This is a genomic window from Streptomyces sp. NPDC041068 (genome assembly GCF_040647455.1).
In the GTDB taxonomy this organism is placed as follows: domain Bacteria; phylum Actinomycetota; class Actinomycetes; order Streptomycetales; family Streptomycetaceae; genus Streptomyces.
Window position 1 is genome coordinate 165,867 of sequence record NZ_JBEZCG010000007.1, and the last position, 25,856, is coordinate 191,722.

General features: G+C 72.4%; 25 protein-coding genes. 8 read left to right on the forward strand and 17 right to left on the reverse strand.

The features are described 5' to 3' along the window. Positions 1-27 precede the first annotated feature (27 nt). Positions 28-444, reverse strand: coding sequence for a GNAT family N-acetyltransferase (locus tag AB0B50_RS17855; RefSeq protein WP_362332134.1), 417 nt, complete (start codon positions 442-444; stop codon positions 28-30). Positions 445-547: 103 nt separating this feature from the next. Here AB0B50_RS17855 and AB0B50_RS17860 point away from each other — a divergent pair, with 103 nt between their 5' ends. Both AB0B50_RS17860 and AB0B50_RS17865 read left to right on the forward strand, forming a co-directional pair. After that, positions 548-1,006, forward strand: a complete 459-nt coding sequence (locus AB0B50_RS17860; protein WP_362332137.1) for a protein-tyrosine phosphatase family protein — start codon at positions 548-550, stop codon at positions 1,004-1,006. A gap of 144 nt (positions 1,007-1,150) precedes the next feature. Further along, positions 1,151-1,732, forward strand: a complete 582-nt coding sequence (locus AB0B50_RS17865) for a carboxymuconolactone decarboxylase family protein (protein ID WP_362332140.1) — start codon at positions 1,151-1,153, stop codon at positions 1,730-1,732. On the opposite strand, the gene AB0B50_RS17870 is transcribed toward AB0B50_RS17865, so the two are convergent. The 4 genes from AB0B50_RS17870 to AB0B50_RS17885 are packed head-to-tail and all read right to left on the reverse strand — an operon-like array spanning position 1,680 to position 6,508. Then, positions 1,680-2,816 carry a hypothetical protein gene (locus AB0B50_RS17870; RefSeq protein ID WP_362332143.1) on the reverse strand — a complete coding sequence of 379 codons (1,137 nt, stop codon included), beginning with the start codon at positions 2,814-2,816 and terminating at the stop codon, positions 1,680-1,682. The two genes, AB0B50_RS17865 and AB0B50_RS17870, sit on opposite strands and share 53 nt — an antisense overlap. A gap of 53 nt (positions 2,817-2,869) precedes the next feature. Then, positions 2,870-3,820, reverse strand: coding sequence for an N-acetylneuraminate synthase family protein (locus AB0B50_RS17875; RefSeq protein ID WP_362332146.1), 951 nt, complete (start codon positions 3,818-3,820; stop codon positions 2,870-2,872). A gap of 13 nt (positions 3,821-3,833) precedes the next feature. Then, positions 3,834-5,150, reverse strand: a complete 1,317-nt coding sequence (locus AB0B50_RS17880; protein ID WP_362332149.1) for an N-acylneuraminate cytidylyltransferase — start codon at positions 5,148-5,150, stop codon at positions 3,834-3,836. Between the two features lie 44 nt (positions 5,151-5,194). Further along, positions 5,195-6,508: a DUF6716 putative glycosyltransferase gene (locus tag AB0B50_RS17885; RefSeq protein WP_362332794.1), complete on the reverse strand. Its 1,314-nt coding sequence runs from the start codon at positions 6,506-6,508 to the stop codon at positions 5,195-5,197. A 222-nt stretch (positions 6,509-6,730) separates the two neighbouring features. Between AB0B50_RS17885 and AB0B50_RS17890 the strand changes: the two genes are divergently transcribed. The 4 genes from AB0B50_RS17890 to AB0B50_RS17905 all read left to right on the forward strand — a co-directional run bounded on the left by AB0B50_RS17890 (position 6,731) and on the right by AB0B50_RS17905 (position 10,781). Then, positions 6,731-7,708: a glycosyltransferase family 2 protein gene (locus AB0B50_RS17890; protein WP_362332152.1), complete on the forward strand. Its 978-nt coding sequence runs from the start codon at positions 6,731-6,733 to the stop codon at positions 7,706-7,708. After that, positions 7,708-9,072, forward strand: a complete 1,365-nt coding sequence (locus AB0B50_RS17895; protein ID WP_362332155.1) for a polysialyltransferase family glycosyltransferase — start codon at positions 7,708-7,710, stop codon at positions 9,070-9,072. Before AB0B50_RS17890 ends, AB0B50_RS17895 begins: the two co-directional genes overlap by 1 nt. After that, positions 9,069-10,232: an acyltransferase gene (locus AB0B50_RS17900; protein WP_362332158.1), complete on the forward strand. Its 1,164-nt coding sequence runs from the start codon at positions 9,069-9,071 to the stop codon at positions 10,230-10,232. The genes AB0B50_RS17895 and AB0B50_RS17900 overlap by 4 nt, the downstream gene beginning before the upstream one ends. Before the next feature lie 81 nt (positions 10,233-10,313). Next, positions 10,314-10,781, forward strand: coding sequence for a MarR family winged helix-turn-helix transcriptional regulator (locus AB0B50_RS17905; RefSeq protein WP_362332161.1), 468 nt, complete (start codon positions 10,314-10,316; stop codon positions 10,779-10,781). A gap of 17 nt (positions 10,782-10,798) precedes the next feature. Here the strand turns inward: AB0B50_RS17905 and leuE are convergent, their stop codons facing one another. Both leuE and AB0B50_RS17915 read right to left on the reverse strand, forming a co-directional pair. Continuing rightward, a complete protein-coding gene (gene leuE, locus AB0B50_RS17910; protein WP_362332163.1) occupies positions 10,799-11,455 on the reverse strand; it encodes a leucine efflux protein LeuE in 657 nt (218 codons plus the stop codon). Positions 11,456-11,538: 83 nt separating this feature from the next. Continuing rightward, positions 11,539-13,119, reverse strand: a complete 1,581-nt coding sequence (locus tag AB0B50_RS17915) for a methylmalonyl-CoA mutase family protein (protein WP_362332166.1) — start codon at positions 13,117-13,119, stop codon at positions 11,539-11,541. Between the two features lie 106 nt (positions 13,120-13,225). Here AB0B50_RS17915 and AB0B50_RS17920 point away from each other — a divergent pair, with 106 nt between their 5' ends. Continuing rightward, complete coding sequence (locus tag AB0B50_RS17920; protein ID WP_362332169.1) at positions 13,226-14,125, forward strand: L,D-transpeptidase family protein; 900 nt, start codon at positions 13,226-13,228, stop codon at positions 14,123-14,125. A 231-nt stretch (positions 14,126-14,356) separates the two neighbouring features. Here the strand turns inward: AB0B50_RS17920 and AB0B50_RS17925 are convergent, their stop codons facing one another. From AB0B50_RS17925 to AB0B50_RS17945, 5 genes are all read right to left on the reverse strand, one after another. After that, positions 14,357-15,472 carry a hypothetical protein gene (locus AB0B50_RS17925; RefSeq protein ID WP_362332172.1) on the reverse strand — a complete coding sequence of 372 codons (1,116 nt, stop codon included), beginning with the start codon at positions 15,470-15,472 and terminating at the stop codon, positions 14,357-14,359. After that, positions 15,472-16,137 carry an RNA polymerase sigma factor gene (locus AB0B50_RS17930; RefSeq protein ID WP_362332175.1) on the reverse strand — a complete coding sequence of 222 codons (666 nt, stop codon included), beginning with the start codon at positions 16,135-16,137 and terminating at the stop codon, positions 15,472-15,474. The genes AB0B50_RS17925 and AB0B50_RS17930 overlap by 1 nt, the downstream gene beginning before the upstream one ends. Before the next feature lie 566 nt (positions 16,138-16,703). After that, positions 16,704-17,321: a hypothetical protein gene (locus AB0B50_RS17935; protein ID WP_362332178.1), complete on the reverse strand. Its 618-nt coding sequence runs from the start codon at positions 17,319-17,321 to the stop codon at positions 16,704-16,706. After that, the gene (locus tag AB0B50_RS17940; protein WP_362332797.1) at positions 17,318-17,953 is read right to left on the reverse strand and encodes an RNA polymerase sigma factor; all 636 of its coding nucleotides are present in this window, start codon (positions 17,951-17,953) and stop codon (positions 17,318-17,320) included. Before AB0B50_RS17940 ends, AB0B50_RS17935 begins: the two co-directional genes overlap by 4 nt. Before the next feature lie 172 nt (positions 17,954-18,125). Then, positions 18,126-18,968, reverse strand: coding sequence for a hypothetical protein (locus tag AB0B50_RS17945; RefSeq protein ID WP_362332181.1), 843 nt, complete (start codon positions 18,966-18,968; stop codon positions 18,126-18,128). Positions 18,969-19,276: 308 nt separating this feature from the next. Here AB0B50_RS17945 and AB0B50_RS17950 point away from each other — a divergent pair, with 308 nt between their 5' ends. Beyond that, a complete protein-coding gene (locus AB0B50_RS17950) occupies positions 19,277-21,985 on the forward strand; it encodes an FG-GAP-like repeat-containing protein (RefSeq protein WP_362332184.1) in 2,709 nt (902 codons plus the stop codon). 48 nt (positions 21,986-22,033) lie between these two features. Here AB0B50_RS17950 and AB0B50_RS17955 read toward each other — a convergent pair whose 3' ends face one another. From AB0B50_RS17955 to AB0B50_RS17975, 5 genes are all read right to left on the reverse strand, one after another. Then, positions 22,034-22,297 (reverse strand): hypothetical protein, encoded by a 264-nt coding sequence (locus AB0B50_RS17955; RefSeq protein WP_362332187.1) that lies wholly within the window; start codon positions 22,295-22,297, stop codon positions 22,034-22,036. 232 nt (positions 22,298-22,529) lie between these two features. Next, positions 22,530-23,483, reverse strand: coding sequence for a hypothetical protein (locus AB0B50_RS17960; protein ID WP_362332190.1), 954 nt, complete (start codon positions 23,481-23,483; stop codon positions 22,530-22,532). A 324-nt stretch (positions 23,484-23,807) separates the two neighbouring features. Next, positions 23,808-24,392, reverse strand: a complete 585-nt coding sequence (locus tag AB0B50_RS17965; protein ID WP_362332193.1) for a hypothetical protein — start codon at positions 24,390-24,392, stop codon at positions 23,808-23,810. Positions 24,393-24,476: 84 nt separating this feature from the next. Then, complete coding sequence (locus AB0B50_RS17970) at positions 24,477-24,983, reverse strand: hypothetical protein (protein ID WP_362332196.1); 507 nt, start codon at positions 24,981-24,983, stop codon at positions 24,477-24,479. Positions 24,984-25,068: 85 nt separating this feature from the next. Beyond that, positions 25,069-25,815, reverse strand: a complete 747-nt coding sequence (locus AB0B50_RS17975; protein WP_362332199.1) for a DUF4328 domain-containing protein — start codon at positions 25,813-25,815, stop codon at positions 25,069-25,071. Positions 25,816-25,856 lie beyond the last annotated feature (41 nt).

The following is a 25,856-nucleotide window of genomic DNA, read 5'->3' on the forward strand; positions in this document are numbered from 1 at the left end:
AGGGCGCGGTGAGGCCCGCGGTCGGCCTCACAGTGCGATCAGCCCCGCAGCCGTCGTCCTGAAGCCGCATGCCTCGAAGTAGAAGTCGCTCAGGTCGTCGTCGAAGTCGACGTGCAGCCATTCGCACCGGGCCTCGCGCGCGCCCTCCGCGGCGCGTGCGACGAGGGCGGCGCCGATGCCCCGGCCCCGCCACTGTCCCGCCACGACGGTGTCCAGTACGAAGGCGTGCACGCCGCCGTCCCAGGCGACGTTCACGAACCCGACCAGCGCCCCGGCCCCGTTCGCCTTCCCGTCGCCGTTGCGCGCGCAGACCCAGCCGAGGCTGTGCCGCTCCACCTGTGTCCGCCACTCGATGTCCATCAGGGGGTGGTCGAAGCCCTCGGCGTGCAGGACGTTGACCTCGGGGTCCTTGAAATCGCCTCGCCATGTGTAAGTGATCGCCACGCGGAGAGCCTAACTGCGGGAAAATCTTGTACGCCGCCGCGTCCGCCCCGGCGTGACAATGAGGCGTCCACCGACGCCACGCCCCGGGGAGCAGCCACCGGCCATGACCGAGGACCACGGCACGACGACAGCGACCTGGCAGCCCACGGCCCCGGGCGTTCTTCGACTGCCCTCGGGGCGGCTCGTCCGCGGGCGTGGGCTGCGCCGTCCGCTGCCCGAGGGGGACGTGCCCCACCTCGGCTTCTATCTGCTCGGCAAGCAGCCTCCCGAAGTCCCCTGGGAATGGCGGTGGTTGCGCTGGCCCGACTTCCGGCTGCCGAGCGATCGGGAGCGGGCGCGGACGCTGCTGCGCGAGGCGTGGGAGCGGTCGGCCGGGGAGCGTGTGGAGGTCGCCTGCGGCGGCGGGCGCGGACGGACCGGGACGGCGCTGGCGTGCATCGCCGTGCTCGACGGCGTGCCCGCCGCGGAGGCCGTCTCCTACGTACGTACGCACTACGACCGGCATGCGGTGGAGACCCCGTGGCAGCGCAGGTACGTGGCGCGCTTCGCGGACCACAGCTGACGGCTCGTAGCCGCGGGCCACAGCTGACGGCGCGCAGTTGACGGCTCACGTTCGACGGCTCACGTTCGGCCCGCAGCCGACGGCTCGCGTTCGACGGCCCGCAGCCGACGGCCTCCCGATGCGCCCCGAGGAGAACCCGACCCGATGGCCGACACCGACCGCATACCGCCCCTCGAACCGCCCTGCCCGCCGGACGCCGCCGAAGTCCTGGCGCGCATGACGCCGGAGGGGAAGAGGCCTCTCGCCCTCTTCCGGATGTTCGCGCACAACGTACCGATGTTCGACGCGATGAACGCCTGGGGCTCCTACCAGCTGGGCGACGAACGGACGGGCGGCACGCGCGAGCGGGAGATCGTCATCGACCGCGTCTGCGCGCTCTGCCGCGCCGAGTACGAATGGGCCGTGCACGTCGCCTTCCTCGCGCCGAAGGCCGAGCTGACCGAGGAGCAGATCACCTCGCTCACCCACGGCGAGAGCACCGACCCGTGCTGGACCGCCGAACGCGACCGTCTGCTCATCGAGCTGACGGACGCGACGCACGGCGACGGGGGCGACACCGACGACGCTCCGTGGGCGCGCCTGAGCGCCGAGTTCGACCGGCAGGAACTCCTCGACCTGCTCTTCCTTGCCGGCCGGTACCAGGCGGTGGACCAGGTCACCCGCGCCACCCGGCTCAGCCCGGAGCCGGGGACCCCGCGGTTCGACGACTACCTGCCGCAGCCGTGACGACCGACGTCAGCCGGTGCACGTCCCGCGCCGTGCCCGTCACCCCGGACAGGAAGCCCTGAGCCCGCGGTGAGGCGTTCTCGGTGAGCCAGCTCGGGTCGATGTCGCAGACCGCCACCTTGACCTCCGTGCCCGCGAGGGCGAGGGGCAGCGTGTGCACGACCGTCGAGGGGAAGCTGAGGATGGTGCGGCCGATGGGGCCGCGGCGGGCGATGAGTTCGAGCGGCAGGTCGGGGCGGACCACCTGCAGGCCCGTCTCGACCGCGAGGCGGTGCAGCTTCTCGGCGCTCTCGCGGCGGTGGGCGAAGTAGCGGGTGGCGCCGTGCGTCACGGACAGGGCCCGGACCGCGTCGACATAGCGGTCCGGGTCGACGACGCCCGTCTCCACCAGGGACGTGCCGACCAGGTCCGCGCCCCGGGTGAGCCGGGGCGGACCGAAGCGCTCCCTGGTCCAGGCGAAGGCGTTGACCGTGATCGTCACGCCCTCGGGCGCGCTGTCGATCGGCATGGCGGAGAAGACCTCCACCGTGCGCGCGCCGCCGGGCGTGAGGCGGCGCCGTGCCGAGGCCGAGACCGGGGCGAAGACCAGGTCCCGGGGGCCGGGGCGGCCGCCCTTGCGGTGCCAGCGCTGGAGGCGTTCGCCGCGGGCGAGCTGGGAGATGAACTCCATGGTCGCCGTGCCGTCGTCGACGACCACCAGGGAGCGGGCCCGGGTGATCGTCAGGAGGAGTTGTACGTAGCGGGAGAACGGGTCGCCGATCACGATCCGGTCGGCCCTGCGCAGCGCGCCCGCGAGGCCGCCGATCGTGTGGAAGGGTGCCGTCGCGCCGCCGCGCGCCTCCTCCCAGCGGACCTCGACGCCCTCGTCGCGCGCGAGCTGCGCCATGCGGCGCAACTGGCCGCGCGTCATGGGGTCGTTCGGGGAGAGGACGACGACGGTGAGGCCCCCGGTCGGGCCCGTCGCGGCCGCGGCGTGCGCCCACTCCAGTACGTTCAGCAGCTGAACAGGGCTCTCCACGAAGGCGAGCGTGGAGGGGGCGGTGGCGCCGGTGACGTCGGCGGCTCGGCCGACTCGGGGGCTCATCGTCGTATGTCCGTATCCCGTTAATCCGTGTCCGGTTAAAGCGGGCCGCGCGCTCAGACGGCGACCGGCTCGGCGCCCGCGGCCTCGTTCTCGGCGACGACGCCCGCGACGCGGCGCAGCTTCTTCATCGGGCCGAGCTCCGACTCGTAGACCTTCTTGACGCCGTCACCGAGGGACGCCTCGATGGTGCGGATGTCGCGGACCAGGCGGGTCAGGCCCTGCGGCTCGACGGAGGCGGCCTGGTCCGAGCCCCACATGGCGCGGTCGAGGGTGATGTGGCGCTCGACGAAGGTGGCGCCGAGGGCGACCGCGGCCAGCGTGGTCTGCAGGCCCGTCTCGTGGCCGGAGTAGCCGATCGGGACGTTCGGGTACTCCTGCTGAAGGGTGTTGATGACGCGCAGGTTGAGCTCCTCGGCCTTCGCCGGGTACGTCGAAGTGGCGTGGCAGAGAAGGATGTTGTCGCTGCCGAGCACCTCGACCGCGTGGCGGATCTGCTTCGGCGTCGACATGCCCGTGGACAGGATGATCGTGCGGCCGGTGGCGCGCAGGGCGCGGAGCAGCTCGTCGTCGGTCAACGAGGCGGAGGCGACCTTGTGGGCGGGCAGGTCGAACTTCTCCAGGAAGGCGACGGCCTCGGTGTCCCACGGCGACGCGAACCAGTCGATGCCGCGCTTGGCGCAGTGCTCGCTGATGGCCTGGTACTCGGACTCGCCGAACTCCACGCGGTGGCGGTAGTCGATGTACGTCATGCGGCCCCAGGGGGTGTCGCGCTCGATGTCCCACTGGTCGCGCGGGGTGCAGATCTCCGGGGTGCGCTTCTGGAACTTCACCGCGTCGCAGCCGGCGTCGGCGGCCACGTCGATGAGCGCGAACGCGTTCTCCAGGTCGCCGTTGTGGTTGATGCCGATCTCGCCGGTGATGTACACGGGCTGACCGGGGCCCGCCGTCTTCGAACCGAACTGGCGGAGACGGGAGTTGGCGCCGATGGAGGTGATGGTGCTCATGGCAGGAAATTCCTTAACTGTGGAGGGAGTCGAGAGAGGGGCCGAGGATCCAGGTGGCGATCTCTCGGATCGCGCCTTCACCGCCGGGGACGGTGGTGACCGCGCGGGCTGCGCCGCGCACGACGTCGTGGGCGCTCGCGACCGCCACGGGCCAGCCCACGAGGGCGAAGCACGGGAGGTCGTTGACGTCGTTGCCGACGTAGAGCACGCGCTCGGGAGCGATGCCCTGCTCCTCGCACCACTGCTTCAGTGCGAGGTCTTTCCGGTCGATGCCGTGCAGGACCGGAAGCTTGAGCTTCTTCGCGCGCGCGGCGACGACCGGGTTCTGTTCCGTGGACAGGATCAGCATGTTCAGGCCGCTCCTTCGGAGGGCCGCGATGCCGAGGCCGTCCCCGCGGTGCACGGAGACGAACTCCCGTCCCTCGGAGTCGATCAGCACCCGGTCGTCGGTCTGGGTGCCGTCGAAGTCGAGGACGACCGCGTCGATGTCGGCGGCGGTCGGAAGGGCGGCGTCGCCATCTGGGCGATCCGCGTCGAAGAGGGGGGCCAGCGCGCGGGCGCGGGCGAGGTCGTGCGGGTCGTCGACCTCCAGGACGCGGGCCGGGTCGGTGCGGACCGGCTCGGTGCGGCCGAAGAAGCGGTGCTTCTCGGTGCGGAATCCCGCCGCGTCCATCGCGTAGGCGGCGCCGGTCTCCAGGAGGTCCTGGGGGCGGTCCTGGCGGCGTGGGCGGAATGACTTGTCGTGGTTGACGCCGTAACCGCCGCCGGTGCGGGTGGAGTTGGCGAGCGTGGTGGTGCCGCCCACGGCGTCCGTGCGGCGCGCGTCCAGGGCCGCGCCCTCGTCCGTGGCGTCGTCCGCCGCGTCGCGCCAGATGAAGCCGTGGAAGGGGGCCACCGTGACAGCGGTGTCCGCGCCGTTCTCCACGACCGCCGACGCCACTGCGTCGATGTCCTCGCGGGTGAGGAAGGGGCTGGTGCACTGCACGAGCAGGACGACGTCCACCGCGTGGCCGTGCAGGGCCTCGTGGGCGTCCATGGCGTGCAGGACGGCGGCCTCGCTGGTCGCGGTGTCGCCCGCGATGGCGGCGGGGCGCAGGACCACTTCGGCGCCGGCGGCGCGAGCGGCCTCGGCGATCACGTGGTCGTCCGTGGAGACCACGACGTCCGTGACGAGCCGGGCGGCCAGGCACTCGCGGATGGCGCGGGCCACCAGGGGCACGCCGCCGACCGGGGCGAGGTTCTTGGCGGGCACGCCCTTGGAGCCGCCGCGGGCGGGGATGACGGCGAGGACGCGGCGTACCGGCGGGCCCGCTGGGTCGGGTTGGGGCATGGGGGCTCCTTGGGAGGGGTGGGGGTGCACTGCTCGCGGGGCGTTCACAGCTCGCCCATCCGCCGGATGACGGGGGCCACGCGCTGCACGCCGTGGCGGTAGGCACCGCGGGCGGCGCGGCGCACGATCTGCCGTACGGGGCCGGGGTCCTTGTCGGCCGCGGGGGCGCCCGGCAGCGGTGCGCCGTCGGGGCCCAGGTGGTGGCGGGCGAGGATGCCGGGCAGATAGCCGCGGGCCGTGGTGAGGCTGTAGTAGGGCTGCAGGGGCGGGAGTTGAGGCTGGGCGAGGAGGCCCGTGACCTTCTCGCGCGCCTCGTCGAAGGCCCTCTCGTACGCACCGTCGGCCGCGACGCCCTGCCGTGCCAGCCACGTCTCGTCGGGCACGGGCAGGTGGCCCGCGTCCAGCTGGTCCCAGGAGGCGAGGCACCCGGAGCCGGTGAAGTGGTGGTTGCCGAGCGCCTCGCGCACCCCGAGGTCGGTGAGGACCGCGGTGGGGATGCGGCGGTGCAGGGACTCCAGGGCCGCCGTCGAGGAGACGGTGACCAGGAGGTCGGTGCGGTCGAGCACCTCGCCCATGTGCCCATAGACGAGGCGGCAGTTGGCGGGCAGTCCGCCGTCGATACGCTGCGCCAGCTTCTGGTAGGGCAGCTCCTCGATGTGCGTGGTGTGCTCGCCGGGCTTGCTGCGCAGCTTGAGCAGGACCTCGCGGTCGGGGTGCAGCCGGGCGTGCTCGACGATGCGGCGCAGCAGGTAGGTGCGGTGCGCGGCGGTCTCCGGCACGGAGGGCTGTGCGGCGAAGACGACGGTGTACGGGTCGTGCTTCTCGTACGGTGCTCCGCCGAGGAACGGCAGCGCTGCCTCCGTCACCGATGAGGCGTCGGCGCCCACTCCTTCGTACACCGCGCGGAAACGCTCGGCGTCCTGGCGGGAGTTGGCGAGGACGACGTCCGCGCCGTGCCGCAGGAGGAGTCCGTCGGCGAGCTTCTCGTAGACGACGCCGACATAGCCGGTGACGACGACGGGCCTGCGCCTGGTGCCCTCGGTGAGACGGGCGTCCTGCGTGACGCGGGCGAGGCCGTGAAGGACCGCCTGGACCGCCCCGCCCACCAGGGCGAGGACGAGCACGTCGGGGGCGTCCCGCTCCATCTCCCGCAGGAACTCGACGGCGGTGACCTCGCGCAGGGAGTCCGCGCGCACGCCCACCTCTTCGAGCTGCCGGGGCGTGGGGGTGGCCCGGCCGCGGAGCAGGTACCCGCCGAGCCGATGACCGTCGGGCTGATTGTCCGATACGATACGGTTCGCTGTGAGAGCGCCCCATTTCCATCGCGTATCGGAGTCGGCGAGCACGGCCACCCGCAGCGGGTTTCGATGACTTCCTTGCACGTCCCAGACGCTAGGAAGGCATTTCGATTCGCGGCCCAACTCAGGTGCAACAAACGGTTAACAGCATGCCGACGAATGGCGAATCAGCTCGGGAAAGGCCTTCTCGAAGGGCCGGTTAACCATTCCGCCACACGTCGTTCACCTGACATCCCACTGCGGGTCGACACGAATGACGGGCCGACACCTAACGTCACCCACGTGGTTAAGCTCTCCGTCATCGTGCCGTTCTACAACGTGCAGCAATACGCGCCCGACACCTTGAGGAGTCTGCGCGCGAACGCGCGTGACGACTTCGAATTCATTCTCGTCGACGACTGCTCGCGCGACGAGACGCCGGACATCCTGGAGCGGGCGGCGCGCGAGCTCCCCGGCGCCGTCCACCTCAGACACGAGACGAACGGCGGCCTCGCGACCGCCCGCAACACGGGTCTGGACGCGGCGCGCGGCGAGTACCTCACGTTCCTGGACGGCGACGACTGGCTCGCCCCCGGGTACTTCGAGCAACTCCTCGCGTCCATCGAGGAGTTGGGATGCGACTTCGTACGCACCGACCATGTGCAGTGCACCGCGCGCGCCCGCTCGGTCCACCGCGTCCCGCACGGCAGGCGCGGCGAGGTGATGAGCCCGCGCGACGTCATACTGCCCGCCGACCGGTCGACGTCCGTGGACTACGCGTACGCCTGGGCGGGCATCTACCACCGCAGGCTCGCCGACGCGGGCCTGCTGCACTTCACCGACGGCCTGCGCACCGCGGAGGACCGGCCCTGGATCTGGCGGCTGCACCGCGAGGCGGAATCCTTCGCCGCGGTGAGCCTTCTCGGGGCGTTCTACCGGCGCGGTGTCGCCTCGTCCCTCACCCAGATCGGTGACGTACGCCAGCTCGATTTCATCAAGGCATTCGACCAGGTGGTGCGGGAAACCGCGGACGACAGGGACGCGGACAAACTGCTTCCGAAGGCCGTGCGCACTTACTGCGCGATCATCTCCCACCATTTGGGATCCATCGAAAGGTTCGAGCCATCCGTGGCGCGCAAATTGAAGTCAATGAGTGCGGCCGCGCTGAAGCGGATGCCGCAGGGCGTTCTCGACGACGCGCTCGACTCCATGGACGTCCAGCGGGCGACCCGGCTGCGCAGGCTGCGCCGGCGCCCGGTGTCGGCGGAGGTGGCCGCGTAATGGCCACGACGCAGATCTTCATGGCGTCCACGCTGTACGGCGCGGCGACGCTCGCCGCGGCCCTGGACGCCGACCGCTTCGGCCCCGCCGACCGGCGCATCCTCCTGGTCAGCAACAACGCGGCGACGCCCGAGACGACGACGGCGCTCGACGCGATGCCGGGGTTCGCGCGGCTGCGCGACCGGTTCGACGAGGTGCGCTCCTGGAACGAGGCCATCTCCCCTTTCCACCCGGGCGGTTGGGCCCCGCGCGGCGACGACGTCGTGCTGTGGGAGCGCTACGTCCGGCTGCTCTGGGACCTCGGTGACGACGCCGTCGAGCTGGCCGTCGAGTCGATCCAGGTCAACCCGGCGCTCGCCCTCGCGCAGATCTTCACCGGCGCCCCCGTGGACGTCTACGCCGACGGCCTGATGAGCTACGGCCCCACCCGCAACAAGATCGACCCGCTGGTCGGCACGCGCGTGCGGCGCCTGCTCCATCTGGACCTGGTGCCGGGGCTCACGCCGCTGCTGCTCACGGAGTTCGGCGTCGAGGCGGAGGTGGTGCCGACCGACGCGTTCGTGAAGGTGCTCGCCGAACTCACCGAGGCAGAAGCCGAGTTGCCGCAAGGGGAAGTACCGGACATCGAGGCGCCCGCCCTCGTCCTCGGCCAGTACCTCTCCGCGCTGAACATCCTCACCGCCGAGGAGGAGGAGCAGCTGCACATCCGCATGGTGCGCGGCGCCGCCGAACTCGGCCACACCCGCGTGGTGTTCAAGCCCCACCCCACGGCCCCCGCCCGCTGGTCGCGCGCCCTGGAGAAGGAGGCCGAGGCGATCGGCGTCGAGCTGACGGTGCTCGACACACCGGTGCTCGCCGAGGTGCTCTACCAGCGGATGCGGCCCGCGCTCGTCGTCGGCTGCTTCTCCACGGCCCTGCTCACCGCCTCCGCGCTCTACGGCCTGCCCGCGGCACGCACCGGCACGGACCTGCTCCTGGAGCGCCTCGCGCCCTACCAGAACAGCAACCGCGTCCCGGTCACGATCGTCGACGCGCTGCTGCCCGAACTCACCGACCGCACGGCGGTCACCGGGCAGGAAGCGGCCATGGGCATCGGGGAGTTGACGAACCTCCTCAAGGCCGTCGGCTTCGCGATGCAGCCGCAGATCTACCCCCGGCTGCGCCCCGACGCCGAGCGCTATCTCTCCCGCAGCCTCGGCCCGCGCACGGTCCGCTACTTCAAGCGGCGCCGCCTGACCGCGCTCGCGCTGCCCGGCGCCCTGCCCTCGCAGCTGGCCTTCATCCCGCGCAACGCCACGGTGCGCCGGGTCGCCCGCCGCGCCCGCTCCGTGCAGCGCTCGCTCAAGCGGACCGCGCTCGGATGACCTCTCCCGGCACGACGCTCCCGAAGCCCTCTCCGGGAGCGGGCACCACCACGTCCACGTCCCCCTCCACCGCACCGGCCTCCCGCGAGAGGCCCCGGCTCCGCGCCCTCGACGGCCTCCGCCTGGTCGCCGCGCTCATGGTCGCCGCGTATCACTACGGCGGCCGTGACGGCGAGATCGCCCAGGCGTGGGGCAGCTCGCCGAGGGACCAGTTCCCCACGGCCAGCGGCTGGTTCGCGTACGGCTGCCTGGGCGTCCAGATCTTCTTCGTCATCAGCGGCTTCGTGATCTGCATGAGCGGCTGGGGGCGGCCCCTGCGCTCCTTCTTCGCCTCCCGCGCCTCGCGCCTGCTGCCCTCCTACTGGGCGGCGATCGTCCTGGTCACCGCGGTCTTCGCGCTGCCCGTCGTCGCCTACAAGGCGGTCTCGCCCAGCGACGCCCTGGTGAACCTCACCATGCTGCAGCAACCGCTGGGCGTGGACCGGGTGTTGGGCGTGTGCTGGACGCTCTGGGCCGAGCTGCGCTTTTACGCGCTGTTCGCGCTGTGCGTGGTCCTGCCGGGCGCGACCCGTGCGCGGGTGGTGCTGTTCTGCGCGGTGTGGACGCTCGCGGCCGCCGTCGCCGAGGCCGCCGACGAGCCACTGCTCGACCTGGTCCTGATGCCGGAGTACGCCCCGTTCTTCATCGGCGGCATCGGCATCTATCTCATCCACCGCGACCGCCGCGACGTCACGGCGTGGGGCATCGCGGGCGTGAGCTGGCTGATCGGCCAGCACTACGCGGTCGCCCGGCTGTGGCACGCGCCGGACCCGGACTTCTTCTCGTACCGCTCCTCGGCGGGGATCATCGCGGTCGTGACGGCGGGCTTCGTGGCGGTGCTCCTGATCGCCCTCGGCTTCCTGCGCCGGGTCGACTGGCGCTGGCTGACGGTGGCAGGCGCCCTGACGTACCCCTTCTACCTGGTGCACGAACACCTGGGCTGGGTGACGGTCGAGGCGCTGCACCGGGGCCTCGGCCTGCCGTCGTACGCGACGCTCGCCCTGACGGTCACCGCGATGCTGACCCTCGCCTGGCTCCTGAACCGGTACGTGGAGGGGTGGCTGACTCCCTTGATCCGTACGGGACTCACGACGCCGGGCAAAGCCCGGGGGCACCGGTAGCGCGGCTGGGGCCGAGCGGGTCGGTCAGCGTCGAGACATGCGCTTGACCTGAAGTCCGCTTGAGGTTCTACGTTCGAGCACATGACAACCTTCACGTACTCGCACAGCGACGCCGACCTCGTCAACCAGCCCGTCGGCTACTGGAGTTCGGCCGCGGGCGCCGCCGTCGTCCACCACATCCGCACCACCCTCGCCGAGTACGGCCTCACCCAGCCCCAGTGGTGGGTCCTCAACCAGCTCCTGACGGCGCCGGAGGGCCGGCCCCGCGAGGAGGTCGTGGCGGTTCTGAGGGGCTACCTGGAGGTCGGCGAGGGCTCCCTGCACCATGACATCGGCGCCCTGCACGACCGCGGTCTGATCACCGAGGACGCCGCGGGCCGCATCGCCCTCACCGACGAGGGCCGCGCGCTGCAGGCCCGCGTGGCCGGACGCCAGAAGCAGCTCCGCGCCGAGATCCACGAGGGCATCACCGACGAGGAGTACGTCCACGCCCTCAAGGTCCTCCAGCGGATGATCCACAACGTGGGCGGCTCGGCCTGGCACCACTGACGAGCCGCCCTGTGGCGTCACACGCTGCTGAGCGACAGCTTCACCGCGAACCCGAGGAACAGCGCACCCGCCGCCGAGGTGGCCCCGGCCGAGAGCCGCTTGCGGCGGCGGAAGGCGGCCGCGAGCCGCGTACCGCTGAATATCAGGGCCGTCAGGTACAGGAAGCTCGCGATCTGGGCCAGCGCGCCGAGCACGACGAAGGACAGCGCGGGATAGGCGTAGCCCGGGTCGACGAACTGCACGAAGAAGGCGATGAAGAACAGGATCGCCTTCGGGTTGAGCAGGCTGATCACAAAGGCCCGCCGCAGCGGCCGCTCCCCGGCGCCCGCCTCCGCGTCCTCCGTCACCCGCTCCGCGGCCCGCTCGTGCCGGGCCCGCCACATCCCCCACGCGGCCCGCATCATCCCGATCGCCAGCCAGGTCAGATACCCGGCGCCCGCGTACTTCACGATTCCGAAGAGCACGGCGTTGGCCTGCAGGAGCGAGGCCACACCGGCCGCCGACAGCGTCATCAGGACGGTGTCGCCGCACCAGACACCGGCAGCGGCGGTGTACCCGGCCCGCACGCCGCGCCGCGCGGCGACGGAGAGGACGTAGAGGGAGTTGGGGCCCGGCAGCAGCACGATGAGGACGAGGCCCGCGAGATAGGTCGGAAGATCGGTGACACCCAGCATGCGCGGAGTCTCGCACGCACGTACGGGATGAGGACATGGGTGTCCGCTGGGCGGACGCGCAGCGGCGGCACGGCTGTGCCGCCTCAGAACGCGTCCGTCGGCACGTACGCCCCCCACACCGCCCGCAGCGCGTCGCAGACCTCGCCCACCGTGGCCCGCGCCCGCAGCGCCTCCTTCATCGGGTACAGGACGTTGGCCTCCCCCTTCGCCGCCTCCTTGAGCGCGGTGAGGGCGGCGGTCACCGCCGTGCCGTCGCGGTTCTCGCGGAGCTTCGCGAGGCGGGCCGCCTGCTGGGACTCGATGGCCGGGTCGACGCGCAGGGGCTCGTACGGCTCCTCCTCGTCGATCGAGAAGCGGTTGACGCCGACCACGACGCGCTCACCGGAGTCGGTCTCCTGCGCGATGCGGTAGGCGTTGCGCTCGATCTCGTTCTTCTGGAAGCCCTGCTCGATGGCGTGCACCGCGCCGCCCAGGTCCTCGACCCGTTGCATGAGTTCGAGCGCCGCCCTCTCCACGTCGTCCGTCATGCTCTCCACGACGTACGACCCCGCGAAGGGGTCCACCGTCGCCGTCACGTCCGTCTCGTACGCGAGGACCTGCTGGGTGCGCAGCGCCAGGCGGGCCGACTTGTCGGTGGGCAGCGCGATGGCCTCGTCGAAGGAGTTGGTGTGCAGGGACTGCGTGCCGCCGAGGACGGCCCCCAGGCCCTGGACCGCGACCCGGACCAGGTTCACCTCGGGCTGCTGCGCGGTCAGCTGAACCCCCGCCGTCTGCGTGTGGAAGCGCAGCATCAGGGACTTCGGGTTCAGCGCGCCGAACTCCTCCCGCATCACCCGGGCCCAAATCCGCCTGGCCGCACGGAACTTGGCGACCTCCTCCAGGATCGTCGTACGCGCCACGAAGAAGAAGGACAGACGTGGCGCGAAGTCGTCCACGTCCATGCCCGCCGCGACCGCCGTACGGACGTACTCGATGCCGTCGGCGAGCGTGAAGGCGATCTCCTGCGCGGGCGAGGCGCCCGCCTCCGCCATGTGGTAGCCGGAGATCGAGATGGTGTTCCACTTGGGGATCTCGGCCCCGCAGTACCGGAAGATGTCCGCGATCAGCCGCAGCGAGGGCTGCGGCGGAAAGATGTACGTGCCGCGGGCGATGTACTCCTTGAGCACGTCGTTCTGGATCGTGCCGGTCAGCCGCGCCGCCTCGACCCCCTGCTCCTCCGCCACCAGCTGGTACATGAGGAGCAGCAGCGCGGCGGGCGCGTTGATCGTCATCGACGTCGAGACCTGGTCGAGCGGGATGCCGTCGAACAGGACCCGCATGTCCTCGACCGAGTCGACGGCCACGCCCACCTTGCCGACCTCGCCGTGCGCGATCGGGGCGTCGGAGTCGTGGCCCATCTGGGTCGGCAGGTCGAAGGCGACCGACAGGCCCGTCGTGCCGTGCGCGATCAGCTGCCGGTAGCGGGCGTTGGACTCCGTGGCCGTGCCGAAGCCCGCGTACTGGCGCATCGTCCAGGGCCGCCCCGTGTACATGGAGGGATAGACGCCGCGCGTGAAGGGATACGCACCCGGGGCGCCGAGCCGCTCCGCCGGATCCCAGCCCTCCAGCGCCTCCGGGCCGTACACGGGCTCGATGGGCAGTCCTGACTCCGACTCGTGTGTCATGACTCCAGTGTCATGACTCCGGCTCGCACCCGCGCCCGGGACGCGTCACTCGCGGCAAACCGGGAAACACTTCCCTGTGTGCTGTCCAGGGGCTCGCTCCTGGACGATGTCGGTGTCCAGGAGCACGGGGGGCGTGATGGGCAAGGGCGCGATATCGGCGGGAGCCGTGGCGGTGCTGCTGCTGGCCGCGGGGTGCAAGGCGGCCGCGGTCGACACGGACGGCGGGCGGTCGGGTGACGCGAAGCCGGGCGGCGGGGACGGCAAACCGGGGGCTTCGGCCACGCAATCGCCGAAGCCGGGCCCGGACTCGGACCCGGACTCGACTGTGGCCCCGGACCCGGACTCGACACCGGAGCCTTCCACGCCCGCTCCCGCGAAGACGCTCATGGAGGAAGGCGACCGCGACGGCCAGGTGCGGGAGCTGCAGGCCAGGCTGCGCCAGATCGCCTGGTTCTTCGAGCACCCCTCGGGGACGTACGGCGCCTCCACCACCGAGGCGGTCAAGGGCTTTCAGGGCAAGCGCGGCCTGCCCCGCACCGGCCGGACGGACACCGTCACCTGGCAGCGGCTGCTCGCCATGACGCGCGAGCCGACGCGGTACGACCTGTACTCGGGCGGCGGCATGCCGCCCGCGAAGCCCGACAAGCGCTGTCTGACCGGCCGGGTCCTGTGCATCGCCAAGAGCAGCCGCACCCTGACGTGGATGATCGACGGCAAGGTCGTGTCGACGATGGACGTGCGGTTCGGCTCGCAGTACACGCCGACCCGCGAGGGCACCTTCAGCGTCTACTGGAAGTCCCGGCACCACGTCTCGACGCTCTACGACACCGCGATGCCGTACGCGATGTTCTTCAGCGGCGGCCAGGCCGTGCACTACTCGTCGGACTTCGCCGCCACCGGCTACGGCGGCGCCTCGCACGGCTGCGTGAACGTCCGGGACGAGAAGAAGATCGCGAGCCTGTTCGCGCAGGTGCGCAGGGGCGACAAGGTCGTCATCTACAAGTAGGGGCCCATCCGGCCGAAAGGTCGTCATCTACGGGTAGAGGCCCATCCGGCCGGGAAAAGCGGCGTGGGCGGGATCGGGGGAACGTATCCCGCCCACGCCGAGGGCACGGAGCCGAAGGTACGGGGGGAACCCCCGGCTCAGTGCGCGGGCCGATGACCAGTCGGCTCACTTCTTACTGCGTCACCGCTTCCGAAAACGTCACACCCCGCGGCGAAAACTTTTCGCCACGGATCACGGAAGGTCCGGCAGCGCGCTGTACGACGCCGTGGGCACCGGCCGCGAAGCGCTCGGCGACGACATGGGCGGGCCGGGGAAACCGCCGGAGTCACCGCCGCCGCTGCCGCCGCCGGAGTCACCTCCCGGGCCACCGTCGTCGTCGCCGCCCGAACCGTTCTCGCCGTCACCGTCGCCGTCGCCGTCGTGGCCGCCGCCACCGTCCTGGCCGCCGTTGCCGCCCTGCTGGCCGCCGTCGCCGGGACCGGAACCGGAGCCGGAGCCGGAGCCGCCGAGGATCCGGCCGCAGAACTCCTCCACGCGGGCGGCGCCCTTGGCGACCTCCTCCAGGCGGCGCCGCTTCTCGCCCTGCAGCTCACCGCTGCGGTAGGCGCGGCAGGCGGTCACCGCCTTGCGGTACCACTCCTTGGCCTGGTCGGGGCGCGGCGTCCTGTCGGTGCCGGGCTGCTGCGTGGCACCGGAGTTGTCGCCGTCGGCCTCGGCCTCCGGCGGCGAACTGTTCACGGGCTCCCGGGTCGGCTCGTCGTCGGGCTCCGTCGTCTCGTCCGGGGTCAGGTCCTCCGAGGGCTCTCGCGCGCGGTCCGAGGGGGAGGCCGACGGCTCCTCCTCCGGGGTGGCGACGGGCGACGCGGACGCGGCGGGACCCGGGTCGTCGTGCCTGCCGAACGGCGAGGGCAGCACGCCCGCGCCCGCGGCCACGGCGACGCCGCCGATCATGCAGCCGGCGAGCGCCGCGGCGATCCCGAAGCGGACCGGGCGGCCCCATCGGCTGGGCCGGGGCCGCTCTCCGGCGCGCGCGAGGCGTACGGTCTCGCCTGCGGCGGCCTCGTGGGCGGACGTGGCGTACGGTGCGGACCTGACGGTGGGCCGTGCGCCCGCCCCCTCCGCGCGGGCGGCCCGGAAAGCGGCCAACGCGGCGGCCTCGCCCGGGAGTTCACCCGGATCGGCGCCCGCAGCGGTCTCGGTCCCGTCCTCCGCGGCCAGCGCGCCGAGCGCCTGGGCGAGCCGGTCGGACTGTGCGCGTACGTGAGGGTCGACGCCTTCGAGGGGCTCCCCGCGCAGCAAACGCTCCGCCGCGTCGCGGTCCAGCCACTTGTACTGCTCGTCGGCCATCACATGTCCTTCTGCGTCCGCGTACGCGAATGCGTCACACCGGCGGACGTCACCGCGCGGCCGCGCGGCTCTCTCTGAGGGGGTACTGCGCCGAGCGCCTCGGCGGGGTCGGCGCCCGTCGCGCCGAGCAGCTCGGCGAGCCGCTTCAGGCCCCGGTGCGCCGCCGTACGGACGGCTCCGGGGCGCTTGCCGAGGGTCTGCGCCGCGCTCTTCGCGTCGAGGCCGACGACGACGCGAAGGACGACCGCCTCGGCCTGGTCCTGCGGGAGTTGGGCTATCAGGGCGAGCGCCTCACCGGTGGCGAGGGACTCCATCGCCTCGCCCGCGGTGTCCGCCTCGGCCGGTTTCCCGGTGAGCTCCGACTCGTCGCCGCCTATCGCGGGGCGGCGTCCCCGCATGCGTATGTGATCGAGGGCGCGATTGCGCGCGATGCGCGCCGCCCAGCCCCGGAACCGGTCCGCGTCACCGCTGAACCGGTCGAGGTCGCGCGCTATCTGCAGCCAGGCCTCCGAGGCGACATCCTCGGCGTCCGGCTCGGCGACCAGCGTGCGTACGTATCCCAACAGCCGTGGGTGCACGGCGCGGTACACAGTCCGGAACGCGGTCTCGTCCCCGTCCTGTGCCGCAAGCACCGCGGCGGTCAGCTCCGCGTCGTCCCCCAGCACTCTCTCAATCCTGCCACTCGGAGATCTGCGCCCGGCCCCGGCGCGAAGCAGCACGCTACGGCCTTGTCCGGGCCTACGTCCATGTTTGTACAACGTGCAACTAGCGGGTGACGGAACGCGGTGTGACAGAAAACGCACGCGCGGCGCTGAAGGGAGTACGGACCGCACGCGGTTCGTACCGTGTGCCGGCCGGGGCCTCTCCTGTGGGGGGTGGCGGCCCCGGCCGCGCACGTTCCGCCCCGTCCTCCGGCCGACAGGCCCTGGAGTGCGGGGCTTCTCTCCGGGCTTCTGTCCGGGCCTCTGTCCGGGCTTCTGTCCGGGCCTCTGTCTGCCCGGCCGTGCGACCTGTGCGCTCCCTGGCAAGGGGAGGGAAAACGAGCCGCGCACCTGTGAGGACAACGCCAGAGAACTCGCCGTCCGGCAACGGCAGACCTCCTCCACTGCGCCATGCTCGCCGCGGAGTGGCGCGGCTCCAACTGGGCCTCCCGAGCCGAAGCCTGCGGATGGGGCGGGAGTCCGGGGCTCCGCGGGGTCGATGGGGGTTGCGCGCGCAGTTCCCCGCGCCCCTAACGGGGCGCTTTCTTGGGCTTCTTGGCCTCGTCCGGCTTGGCCTTGTCCGACTTGCCCGACCTGGCCTTGGGCTTGTCCGGCTCGGCCTTGACCTTCTTGGTCTTGTCCGGCTTGGGGTGTCTCTCGTGCTTGCGCTTGCCGGGGGCCTTGGGCTCGCCGGAGGCCCTGGGCTTGTCGGCGCCCCTGGGCTCGCCCTTGCCCTTGCCCCTGCCCTCACCCTCGCTCGCCCCGCCCGTCACCGCCGGAGGCTCCGGGCTCTCCGGAGCGCGCGGAGCCGACGAGGTGGGGCGAGGGTGGTCGCGAGGTGCGGGCGGTGGGTCCGTCACCGCGCCCACCGCCGCCAGCGCCGCTCCGCCGAGGAGTCCGCCGGCCAGCAGCACGCCCGCGGCCGCCCGCAGCGAGAAGCGGCCGCGACGGCGCACGCGAGGGCGCCAGTCGTCGCGGCGACGGGTCCGCGCCCGGTGCGCTCCCCCGTCACGCGCCGCGCGGAACGCCGCCACCGCATCGCCCTGCGCGGCCGCGTCCGCCTCGGCCCGCACCGCCGAGGCGAGCAGCGCGTCGAGGGACGGCCCGCCCTGCGTCCCCCTGGATCCCGGGGGCTCGTCTGCGTTCATCTCGACTCCCCCAGCGTGTCGGGACCGTCATCCGTCACACCGTCCCGCCCGTCGAGACCGAGGCGCTCGCCCAGCTTCTTGAGCCCCCGGTACGCGGCCGTCCGCACCGCGCCGGGGCGCTTGCCGAGGACCCGGGCCGCGGCGGGGCCGTCCAGGCCGACGACCACCCGCAGCAGCACGGCCTCCGCCTGGTCGCGCGGCAGGGTCGCGATGAGGCCGAGCGCCCGCTCGGTGGAGATCGCCTCAAGCGCCGACGCCGACGTGCTGTGCGGTCCCGGCAGTTCGAGCATGTCCTGTTCGAGCGCGGCGGGACGCGGCCGCGCCTTCTGTCTGCGCAGGTGGTCCAGGGCCCGGTGGCGGGCGATCGTCGCGGTCCAGCCGCGGAAGCCCGCCCCGTCCCCGCGGAACCGCCCGAGGTCCCTGGCGATCTCCAGCCATGCCTCGGCCGCGACGTCCTCGGCCGCCTCTCCGTCGCTGCCGACGAGGCCACGCAGATAGCCGACGAGCCCCGGCTGGACCAGGCGGTACGCGACCGCGAACGCGACCTCGTCGCCCTCCTGGGCCGCGGCGACGGCCCTGCCCAGCTCCTCGTCGTGCGCCCGCGCGCGACGGGGTTCCCCACCCTGGCCCAACACGTTCCCATCCGGCCGACGCTGCACCGTTCACCGTGCCCGTGCCCCCACGGCAACCAGCGCCGCCGGGCGCGGAAATGTCACAGTGCGCACGCGAATGGCTACGTGTCCAGGGGGGCGCAGGCCCGTGGGTCCTGCCGCAGGCCCGTGGGTCCTGCCGCACGTCCCTGGCTCAGACCTCGAAGAGCGAGCCCCCGCCCGCGCCCCCAGGGCTGATCTTCGAGATGTCGATGGTCAGCGCCGGCGCCGGGGCCACCGCGCCGACCGGCTCGTCGTACGCGGACATCCGCATCGTCATCGTTCCCTCGCCGTCCTCCTCGACACGGGCGCCGACGACGTACGGCTTGCCCTCGGCGGCCACGTACAGACTCGTCCCCTGCTCGTCCTCGCTCTCGACGATCGGGACGACGCTCATGCCGTAACGCCGGGTCTCGGGAAGGGCCTTGAAGGATTCGTCCGAGTCCGGGGCCCCCGGCATCGACGCGGTGAACTTGTCGAGGTCGCAGCTGCCCATCGGCATCGAGGGTCCCGAGCCCGCACCGGTGGGGATCTTCAGATACTTCCCGCGCGCCATGGCCGTCCGCTCCCGGACCCGCGCCGCGGTCTCGGGTCCGCGCTGGGCCCCCAGCTCGCGGATCGCGTCGAGCGAGGCGTCGCTGAAGCGCACGTACGTCGCACCGCCCGCGATCATGATGAGGTCGCCCCGCTGCATGGGGCCCGCGTCGAAGGTGCCCTTGCAGTTGCTGTCGCGGTCCATGTGCAGCGAGACCTTCTGGCGGCCCTTCGGGGTGGCCATGTCGACGCCGATGCGCACCGAATCCGCGTCCTTGAGCAGCCTCATGCCCTCGACGGCGAGCTCCTTGCCGCGCCGCTCGTCCTTGGGCACGACCGGTTCGAGGGTGCCACCGGAGTAGGTCACCGTGCGGTCCGTGCCGCAGGACGTGAGGGCGCCCGCCAGCGCGGCCACCGCGAGCGGGAGCGCGGCCGCCCGCACCCACCGTCTGCTCGTCCCCATCAGATCCCCCACCCGTTCCGCCACATCACAACTGTCACATGACCCAGCGCACCCCACCGTCCCGTTGTCACACCTGATGCGTGCGGGATACATCACGCGACAAATCGCCCCCTCGGCTACAACCCTTTACCCCTTCGGTCAGTCGTACGGACTCGCTTGGTTCACCTGTAATTCGCTGAGGGGTGGGGCAATTGAGCCCGCGTAAACCGCGTGAAAAGGCACGTAGCGCACATGCGTACAGACCGCTGAGTCTCAAGCGCAGGGCATGGCTGACGATCGGCGCCGTCGTCCTGGGGGGCGTGGGGGCGGTGACGTACGCGATGGCCGACCCGAACTCCGGGGGCGGCCCCGGCGCCGACCCGCGCGCCAAGCGGCCGGCGAGCGTGCACGACCTGACGCTGAAGGAGGACGGTGCGACGAAGCGGGGGCTGCCGCGCACGTCGACCGAGCAGTTCTCGATGCTCGGCGTCTCCTGGAGCGGCGCCACCAAGGAGCTGGACGGCACGGCGCAGGTCCGCACGCGCGCCATCGGCTCCGGCGCGTGGAGCGCCTGGCGCGCCCTCGACCTGGAGCTGCACCTGTCCGAGAAGGCGGAGGCGGGCTCGCGCGCCGCGTCCGATCCGCTCTGGGTCGGCCCGTCGGACGGCGTGGAGGTCCGCGTCGTCGCGGCCGACGGTACGGCAAGTTCCGCGCTGCCCAAGGGACTTGAGGTCAACCTCGTGGACCCGGGCGTCACGTCCAAGGAGGCCGGGAACCCCGCCCTCGACGGCGGCCCCGGCGCGGCGGGCACCACGGCGGGCACCACCGCGCGCGGCACCGCGATGGCCCCTGCGGCCCCTGCGGCCTTCGCGGCAGCAGGCGAGGCCACGCAGCCACCGGAGCCGACCGCCTCCGCCCCGGCCCCGACGAACGGCCCCTCGACCGGCCCCTCGACCGGCCCGACGGATCCCGGGGACCCCGGCCCCACGACCCCGACCGAGCCGACGGAGGCCCCCTCCTCCCCGGCCCCCACGGACTCCGCGTCGCCGACCCCCGACCCCACCCCGACCAAGCCGACGCCCCCGCCGTCCACGGTCACCCAGCCGCCCGTCGTCACCCGCGCCGCCTGGGGCGCCGACGAGTCGACGGTGAAGGACCCGCCGGAGTACATCGAGAAGGTCAAGGCGGTCTTCGTCCACCACACGGTCGGCGCGAACGACTACAGCTGCGCCCAGTCCCCGGCCCTGGTCCGCGGCCTCATGGCGTACCACATCGAGACCGAGGGCTGGAACGACCTCGGCTACAACTTCCTCGTCGACAAGTGCGGCCAGATCTTCGAGGGCCGCGGCGGCGGCATCGACGTACCCGTCCGCGGCGCGCACACCTACGGCTTCAACGGCGACTCCGCGGGCATCGCCGTCCTCGGCGACTTCGAGGGCGACCCGGCGACGAACAAGCCGGCGGGCAGGCCGACCCGCGCCGCGCTGGAGTCGGTGGCGCGCGTGGCGGCCTGGAAGCTCGGCCAGTACGGCGGCAACCCGACCGGCAAGGTCACGCTGACCGCGGCCGACGACACCGGCGTGTGGAAGAAGGGCGAGCAGGCCTCGCTGAACACGATCTCCGGTCACCGGGACGGCTTCGCGACCGTCTGCCCCGGCAAGAACCTGTACGCCGAGCTCGGCGAGATCCGCCGCTACGCGAACAGCGCGGGCAAGAACTCCGCGATCCCGACCGGTGACTTCAACCTCGACGGCATCACGGACCTGATCGCGGGCACCCCGAAGGCGTCGTCGAACCGCGGCCGCGTGACGGTCGTCCCCGGCGGCCTCGAAGGCCCCGTGGGCGGCTCCCGCATTTCACTGACCCAGGCGAGCGAGGGCGTCCCCGGCGCCTCGGAGGCCGGCGACGACTGGGGCGCGGCCACCGCGTGGGGCGACCTGAACGCGGACGGGTACGCCGACCTCGTCATCGGCGCCCCCGGCGAGGACGACTCCTCGGGCAACAAGGACCGCGGCGCGGTCACCATGCTGTACGGCCCGAAGTTCACCTCAGGCACGGACATGCAGCTCTCGGACGACTTCCACTACCCGGGCGCCCGGTTCGGCTCCGCGGTCGCGTCCGGTGACTTCAACGCCGACGGCAAGGCGGACGTCTTCGCGGCGGCGACGGGCACGGGCGGCTCGTGGGCCGCGCGGCTCGACCCCGAGCACGAGTCGGGCGGCAGCCTCACCTCGGGCGACACCGCCATCGCGTACGCGGACGCCGCGTCCGGCGACTTCAACCGCGACGGCTACGCGGACGTGGCGCTGACCTATCGCGACCAGGCAGGCAAGGGCAAGGTCGCCTGGTTCAGGGGCGGCCGCTCGGGCCTGAGCCGGGTCGGCGTCCTCTCCGTCCCGGGCGGCCGTTCGGTCGCCGTGGGCGACGTCAACGGCAACGGCTACGACGACCTGGTCATCGGCCAGCCGTACACGGCCGAGTCCGGCGCGCACGCGGGCGGCCAGGTGACGGTGGTCCCCGGCACGTCGACGGGCTTCACGACGACCGGCATGAAGACGGTCCACCAGGCCACCACCGGTGTTCCGGGCGCCGCGGAGGCGGGCGACGCGATGGGCTGGTCGGTCGCGGCGGGCGACTACAACGCCGACGGCTACGCGGACGTCCTCACCGGCGCCCCCGGCGAGGACATCACCCGCACCTCCAACCGCAAGGACGCGGGCACCTCGCTCCTCCTGAAGGGCTCCTCGTCCGGCCTCACCGGCACGGGCGCGAAGGCCTTCTCGCAGGACGAGCCCGGCGTCCCCGGCTCCACGGAGTCCGGCGACCGCCTCGGCTCCTCGGCGACGCTCGCCGACCTGTCCGGCGACGGCCGCGCGGACCTGGCGATCGGCGTCGAGGGCGAGGACACGGGCGACGGCACGATCCTCCAGCTGGACAGCGGCAGTTCGGGCGTCCCGGGGTCGAGCGGCGTCTACTACGGGCGTACGTTGCTGGGGACTCCGGCCGGGGCGCGCCTGGGCCAGGCACTGACTCCGTAAGCGGCTCCCGCGCCGCCCCTCCGACGGAGGGGCGGCGCGGGGCCCGGCTCACTCCGTGTCGCTGGGCACCCCGCAGTCGTCGGGCTGGGGACGGCCCTCGGGCCGGCCGATGCCGACGAACTCCAACTTCCTCGTACGCGGGTCGAGTTCGACCACGGCCACCGGCTTGTCGTAGGCGTTGCCCGCGTTGGTCAGACAGATCCAGCCGCTCGTCCCGCGGACCCGGTTGACCGCTTCGAGACGCTGCCACATGTCGGAGACCCGCTTGAGGGGCGGCGCCGTGCCCTCGGTCTGCGCGCTGGCGAGCACCACGGCCTTTCCCGGCACCACTCGTCGACGGGGCGGGTGCGGAAGGTCCCCGCCAGGTAGCGGGTGACGAGGTCAGCGCCGTCCGAGGCGAGGAGGTGGTGCATGCGGTGCGCGGCGGCGGTGACGAAGAGGGCGTCGGGGTGGGCGTCCCCGGAGTCGCGGTAGTGGCCCTGGAGCAGGGCGTGGTCCGCGTGCCAGGTCGCTCCGTCGGGGCGCAGCCGGTACAGCCGCCGGGTCAGCAGGCAGCGCAGGCCGAGGTCGCCGATGAAGTGCCGGGGCAGCGGGGCCAGCCGGTGTCGTCCAGGAGTTCGGCGATGCGGTAGGCGCTCAGCCGCTCGGTACGGCCCTCATGGACGGCGCGCACGAGGATCTGGGCGCACTCCACGTCGTGCGCCACGGAGAGGTGGGTGAGCAGGTCGAGCCAGTGGCTGCGGTGTTCGGCGGGAAGCTCCCCGGGCCTTTCGCCGCCGATGAGTTCGTCGACGAGTACGTCGGCCACGGACCGGTCGGCGATCCGGCGCCCCTGGTCGTCCTCGCCTGCGGGCACACGGGCGTCCAGGATCGCCCAGTCGGTGCACTCCTCGGGCGTGGGGAACGACGCCGCGGCGGTGGCTGCGCCGAGGCGCGTCACGAACAGCGGACGCCCGCCGCTCAACCGATGCACACCGCTGTGCACCCGCAGCCGTACGGCGTTGTCCGACTGCTCCTGGCCGCTCCTCAGCCTGCTGAGCTCGTCCTTCTGCTGGTCGTGAGTGAGGACGGGCATCCGTACGCGAAGGACGCCGCGCCACAGCGGCGCGTGATCGGGCACGCCGCCGGGCGGCCGGCTCCACTCGGGCAGCACGCCGTCCTCGCGTCGGGCGGTCGCGAAGATCACGAGGCGGTCGCGGTGCCCGCGCTCGCGGTCCTCCAGGGCGGGCTTGAGGAGCCGTCTGCCCAGGGAGCCGTCGGCGTGGTCGAGCAGCAGAGCGGGCCGTCCCACGCGCGACATGCGCCCGCGCACGCCGTGATGGGCGGCGTCGATGTCCTGCCGCAGGGCGCGGAAGAGGAAACCCTCGGCGATTCTCCGCGCTTCCCCGCCCTGCTGGAAGTCGTCCCCCAACGACCGCGGCCCGACCAGTGGTTGACCACCCGCACCCGGATACTCGCCGTAGCAGTCGGCGAGGGCGGCGAGCCCTTCCGCGGACACCCGGGCGAACATCCCGTCGAGCAGGGCGTTGAGAAAGGGCCCGGCCGCCAGTGACCGGCTCGCCGGGGCGCAGCCGCTGGTGGACGGGGAAGAGCCCTGCCGTCAGTGTCCAGCTCGGAGAACGGGGCGGCGAGGCGAGCTGTGCCCTCTCGATCCGCGGCGAACACCGGCAGCGCGCCACCGCGTTCGGCTCCTACGGCCGGGCCACGTGCACCGCGGAACTACCGGCGGGACCGAAGGAACCAGCAGGACCGGAGGAACCGGAGGGACCGGCAGGACCTGCAGGACCTGCAGGACCGGCAGAACAGAACTGACCGCCCCCCGTCACCCCCTCCCCTTCCCCCTCCCCCTCCGCGAAACCACCGCCCGCAACACCCTGCGCCCCTCCAGCGACACGTCCAACGCCTGGCGGAGGCTGCCGGTGTGGCCCGCGGACTTGTTCGCGAGGAGTTCCAGGATGCGGATCTGGCGGCGGAGTTCGGCCGCCACCAGGGGAGTCATGCCGTCCGTACGGCCCTCGCGCCGCGACGTCACCGAGCGGGCGCCGTCGTCGGGCGCCGTGTCCAGGAGTCGGTGGACCTGGAGCGCGGCGACGGAGCAACCGTCCGCCCACTCCCGCACCTCGGCGCCCGAGTACGCCACGGGCACCGCGTCGAGCATCCGCCACGCGAGCGCCGCGGCCTCGGAGGACGTCCCCGGCAGGCCAGAAGCACCGGAGTCGGACCCCAGCCTCTCCCTCGCCTCGGCCAGCGGGCCGCCCCAGTCGCCGCCCTCCGCAAGCCTCGCCCACAGCGAACGCAGCAGGTCGTCGTCGCCGCCGAGCACCGGCACGCACCGGTCGAGGCAGGCCAGACCGCTGGCCGCGAGGCCCCGCTCGTCGGCCTGCGCGATCAGCTCCACCAGGCTCATGCTGTACGTCTCCCGTCACGGACCCTGCACTGCCCCTTACTGCGTGCACGGCCCCGGGAACGTCACTGCGCAGTCACCGCGCCCTCATTGAGGGACCACGCCGAGCCGGTCCAGGAAGCGGAAGAAGAGCTCCTCCGCAGAGGGCTCGGCCTCCGCTCGGAGCACATCGAGCAGCGGCGCCGTCCGCACCGTCCTGCCCGACTCCGCGGCCCAGGCGACCGCCCGCTCCGCGGCGTCACGCGGCTCCAGGAAGTAGTCCTCCACGGTCAGTCCGTCGTCGCCGAGATACCCGGCCATCGCGCCCCGCGCCAGGCAGGTGGTCCATGCCCCGCTCTCGGGCGCCGCCGCCTCGATCACCACGCAGTCGCTGTCCATCACGTACCCGAAGAGCGCGGGCGCGCCCGTCTCCAGGGCGAGCGTGTTCATGTTCCCCACGTCGCGCGCGCCGTCGCCGCCCGGCACCTCCCACACCTGCCAGCCGTCGGGCCGCCGGTCGAGCAGGGTCAGCTCGTCCCGTACGCCCGCCACCGCCGCGCACTCCGCGAGCGGCCGCTCGCTCCTGCCGACGAGGTAGTACCCCCAGTAGCCCATGCCTCATCCCCCCGCTGTGCCCATACTGCTTTCCGGGGCCGAATACACCACAGACGTACGCGAGTTCGCCACCGGAAAGCGGAAATCACGGGGCGACGTGGGGCCCCTGCGGCGCCTGGAACTGCGGCGGCTGGAACTGCGGCGGGCCCGACCTGGCCTTGAGGTCCTGCATGCGCGTGAGGCGGTGCACGAAGACGATGGCGAGGATCGCGGCCACGATGTCGAGGACGTCCGCGATCATCATGTTCGCGACGGCCGACTTGATCTCCTCGGGCTCCTCCGCCCTCATGTACGTCCTGCTGGCCCACCGCCCGACGAGGAGGTCCGCCACCCACAGCGACCACCAGGCGTTGAGGATCCCGGGTGAGTCGTGATTCGTGCGCGTGTCACTGGCGTTCCAGATGTCCAGGGCGATCCGCCGCGGGAACCAGAGGTTCACGATCGGCACGAGCCAGCCCCACACCGCCCAGCCGCGCTTCTTCTGGTGCTCGTTCGGCGCGAACACCTCGGCGTTCACGCGCACGCGGTGGAACCACACGATGAAGACGACGGCGGTCGCGATCAGCGCCGCCACCTGCAGGAAGCCGGACGCGGCGTACAGCGAGTCGGCGCGCTCGGCCTCCTGTTCCACGTCCGCCCCGAAGGTCCCCGAGATCAGATCGCTCGTCACGTCCCGCATGACGATGCCCGCCCACAGCGAGTACAGATCGACGACGGCGGCGACCCCGAGCAGCACCATGACCGCCCGGCTCAGTCCGACCGGCGAGCGCAGCCAGGCGGGAGGGCCGGCAGGCACATAGGGCTGCTGCGGCGGAAACGGCTGGTACTGCATGGTCGAGCGACCCCCCACGGGTGGTTCACGTACGGATGAGA

Bases quoted from the DNA above. Each gene is read 5' to 3' on its own strand.
- AB0B50_RS17905 (WP_362332161.1), top strand. From the start codon at position 10,314: ATGACAACCTTCACGTACTCGCACAGCGACGCCGACCTCGTCAACCAG.
- AB0B50_RS17970 (WP_362332196.1), bottom strand. From the start codon at position 24,983: ATGGGCTACTGGGGGTACTACCTCGTCGGCAGGAGCGAGCGGCCGCTC.
- AB0B50_RS17935 (WP_362332178.1), bottom strand. From the start codon at position 17,321: ATGAACGCAGACGAGCCCCCGGGATCCAGGGGGACGCAGGGCGGGCCG.
- AB0B50_RS17865 (WP_362332140.1), top strand. From the start codon at position 1,151: ATGGCCGACACCGACCGCATACCGCCCCTCGAACCGCCCTGCCCGCCG.
- AB0B50_RS17925 (WP_362332172.1), bottom strand. From the start codon at position 15,472: ATGGCCGACGAGCAGTACAAGTGGCTGGACCGCGACGCGGCGGAGCGT.
- AB0B50_RS17920 (WP_362332169.1), top strand. From the start codon at position 13,226: ATGTCGGTGTCCAGGAGCACGGGGGGCGTGATGGGCAAGGGCGCGATA.
- AB0B50_RS17880 (WP_362332149.1), bottom strand. From the start codon at position 5,150: ATGCCCCAACCCGACCCAGCGGGCCCGCCGGTACGCCGCGTCCTCGCC.
- AB0B50_RS17965 (WP_362332193.1), bottom strand. From the start codon at position 24,392: ATGAGCCTGGTGGAGCTGATCGCGCAGGCCGACGAGCGGGGCCTCGCG.
- AB0B50_RS17895 (WP_362332155.1), top strand. From the start codon at position 7,708: ATGGCCACGACGCAGATCTTCATGGCGTCCACGCTGTACGGCGCGGCG.
- AB0B50_RS17875 (WP_362332146.1), bottom strand. From the start codon at position 3,820: ATGAGCACCATCACCTCCATCGGCGCCAACTCCCGTCTCCGCCAGTTC.
- AB0B50_RS17915 (WP_362332166.1), bottom strand. From the start codon at position 13,119: ATGACACACGAGTCGGAGTCAGGACTGCCCATCGAGCCCGTGTACGGC.
- AB0B50_RS17870 (WP_362332143.1), bottom strand. From the start codon at position 2,816: ATGAGCCCCCGAGTCGGCCGAGCCGCCGACGTCACCGGCGCCACCGCC.
- leuE (WP_362332163.1), bottom strand. From the start codon at position 11,455: ATGCTGGGTGTCACCGATCTTCCGACCTATCTCGCGGGCCTCGTCCTC.
- AB0B50_RS17945 (WP_362332181.1), bottom strand. From the start codon at position 18,968: ATGGGGACGAGCAGACGGTGGGTGCGGGCGGCCGCGCTCCCGCTCGCG.
- AB0B50_RS17975 (WP_362332199.1), bottom strand. From the start codon at position 25,815: ATGCAGTACCAGCCGTTTCCGCCGCAGCAGCCCTATGTGCCTGCCGGC.
- AB0B50_RS17860 (WP_362332137.1), top strand. From the start codon at position 548: ATGACCGAGGACCACGGCACGACGACAGCGACCTGGCAGCCCACGGCC.
- AB0B50_RS17900 (WP_362332158.1), top strand. From the start codon at position 9,069: ATGACCTCTCCCGGCACGACGCTCCCGAAGCCCTCTCCGGGAGCGGGC.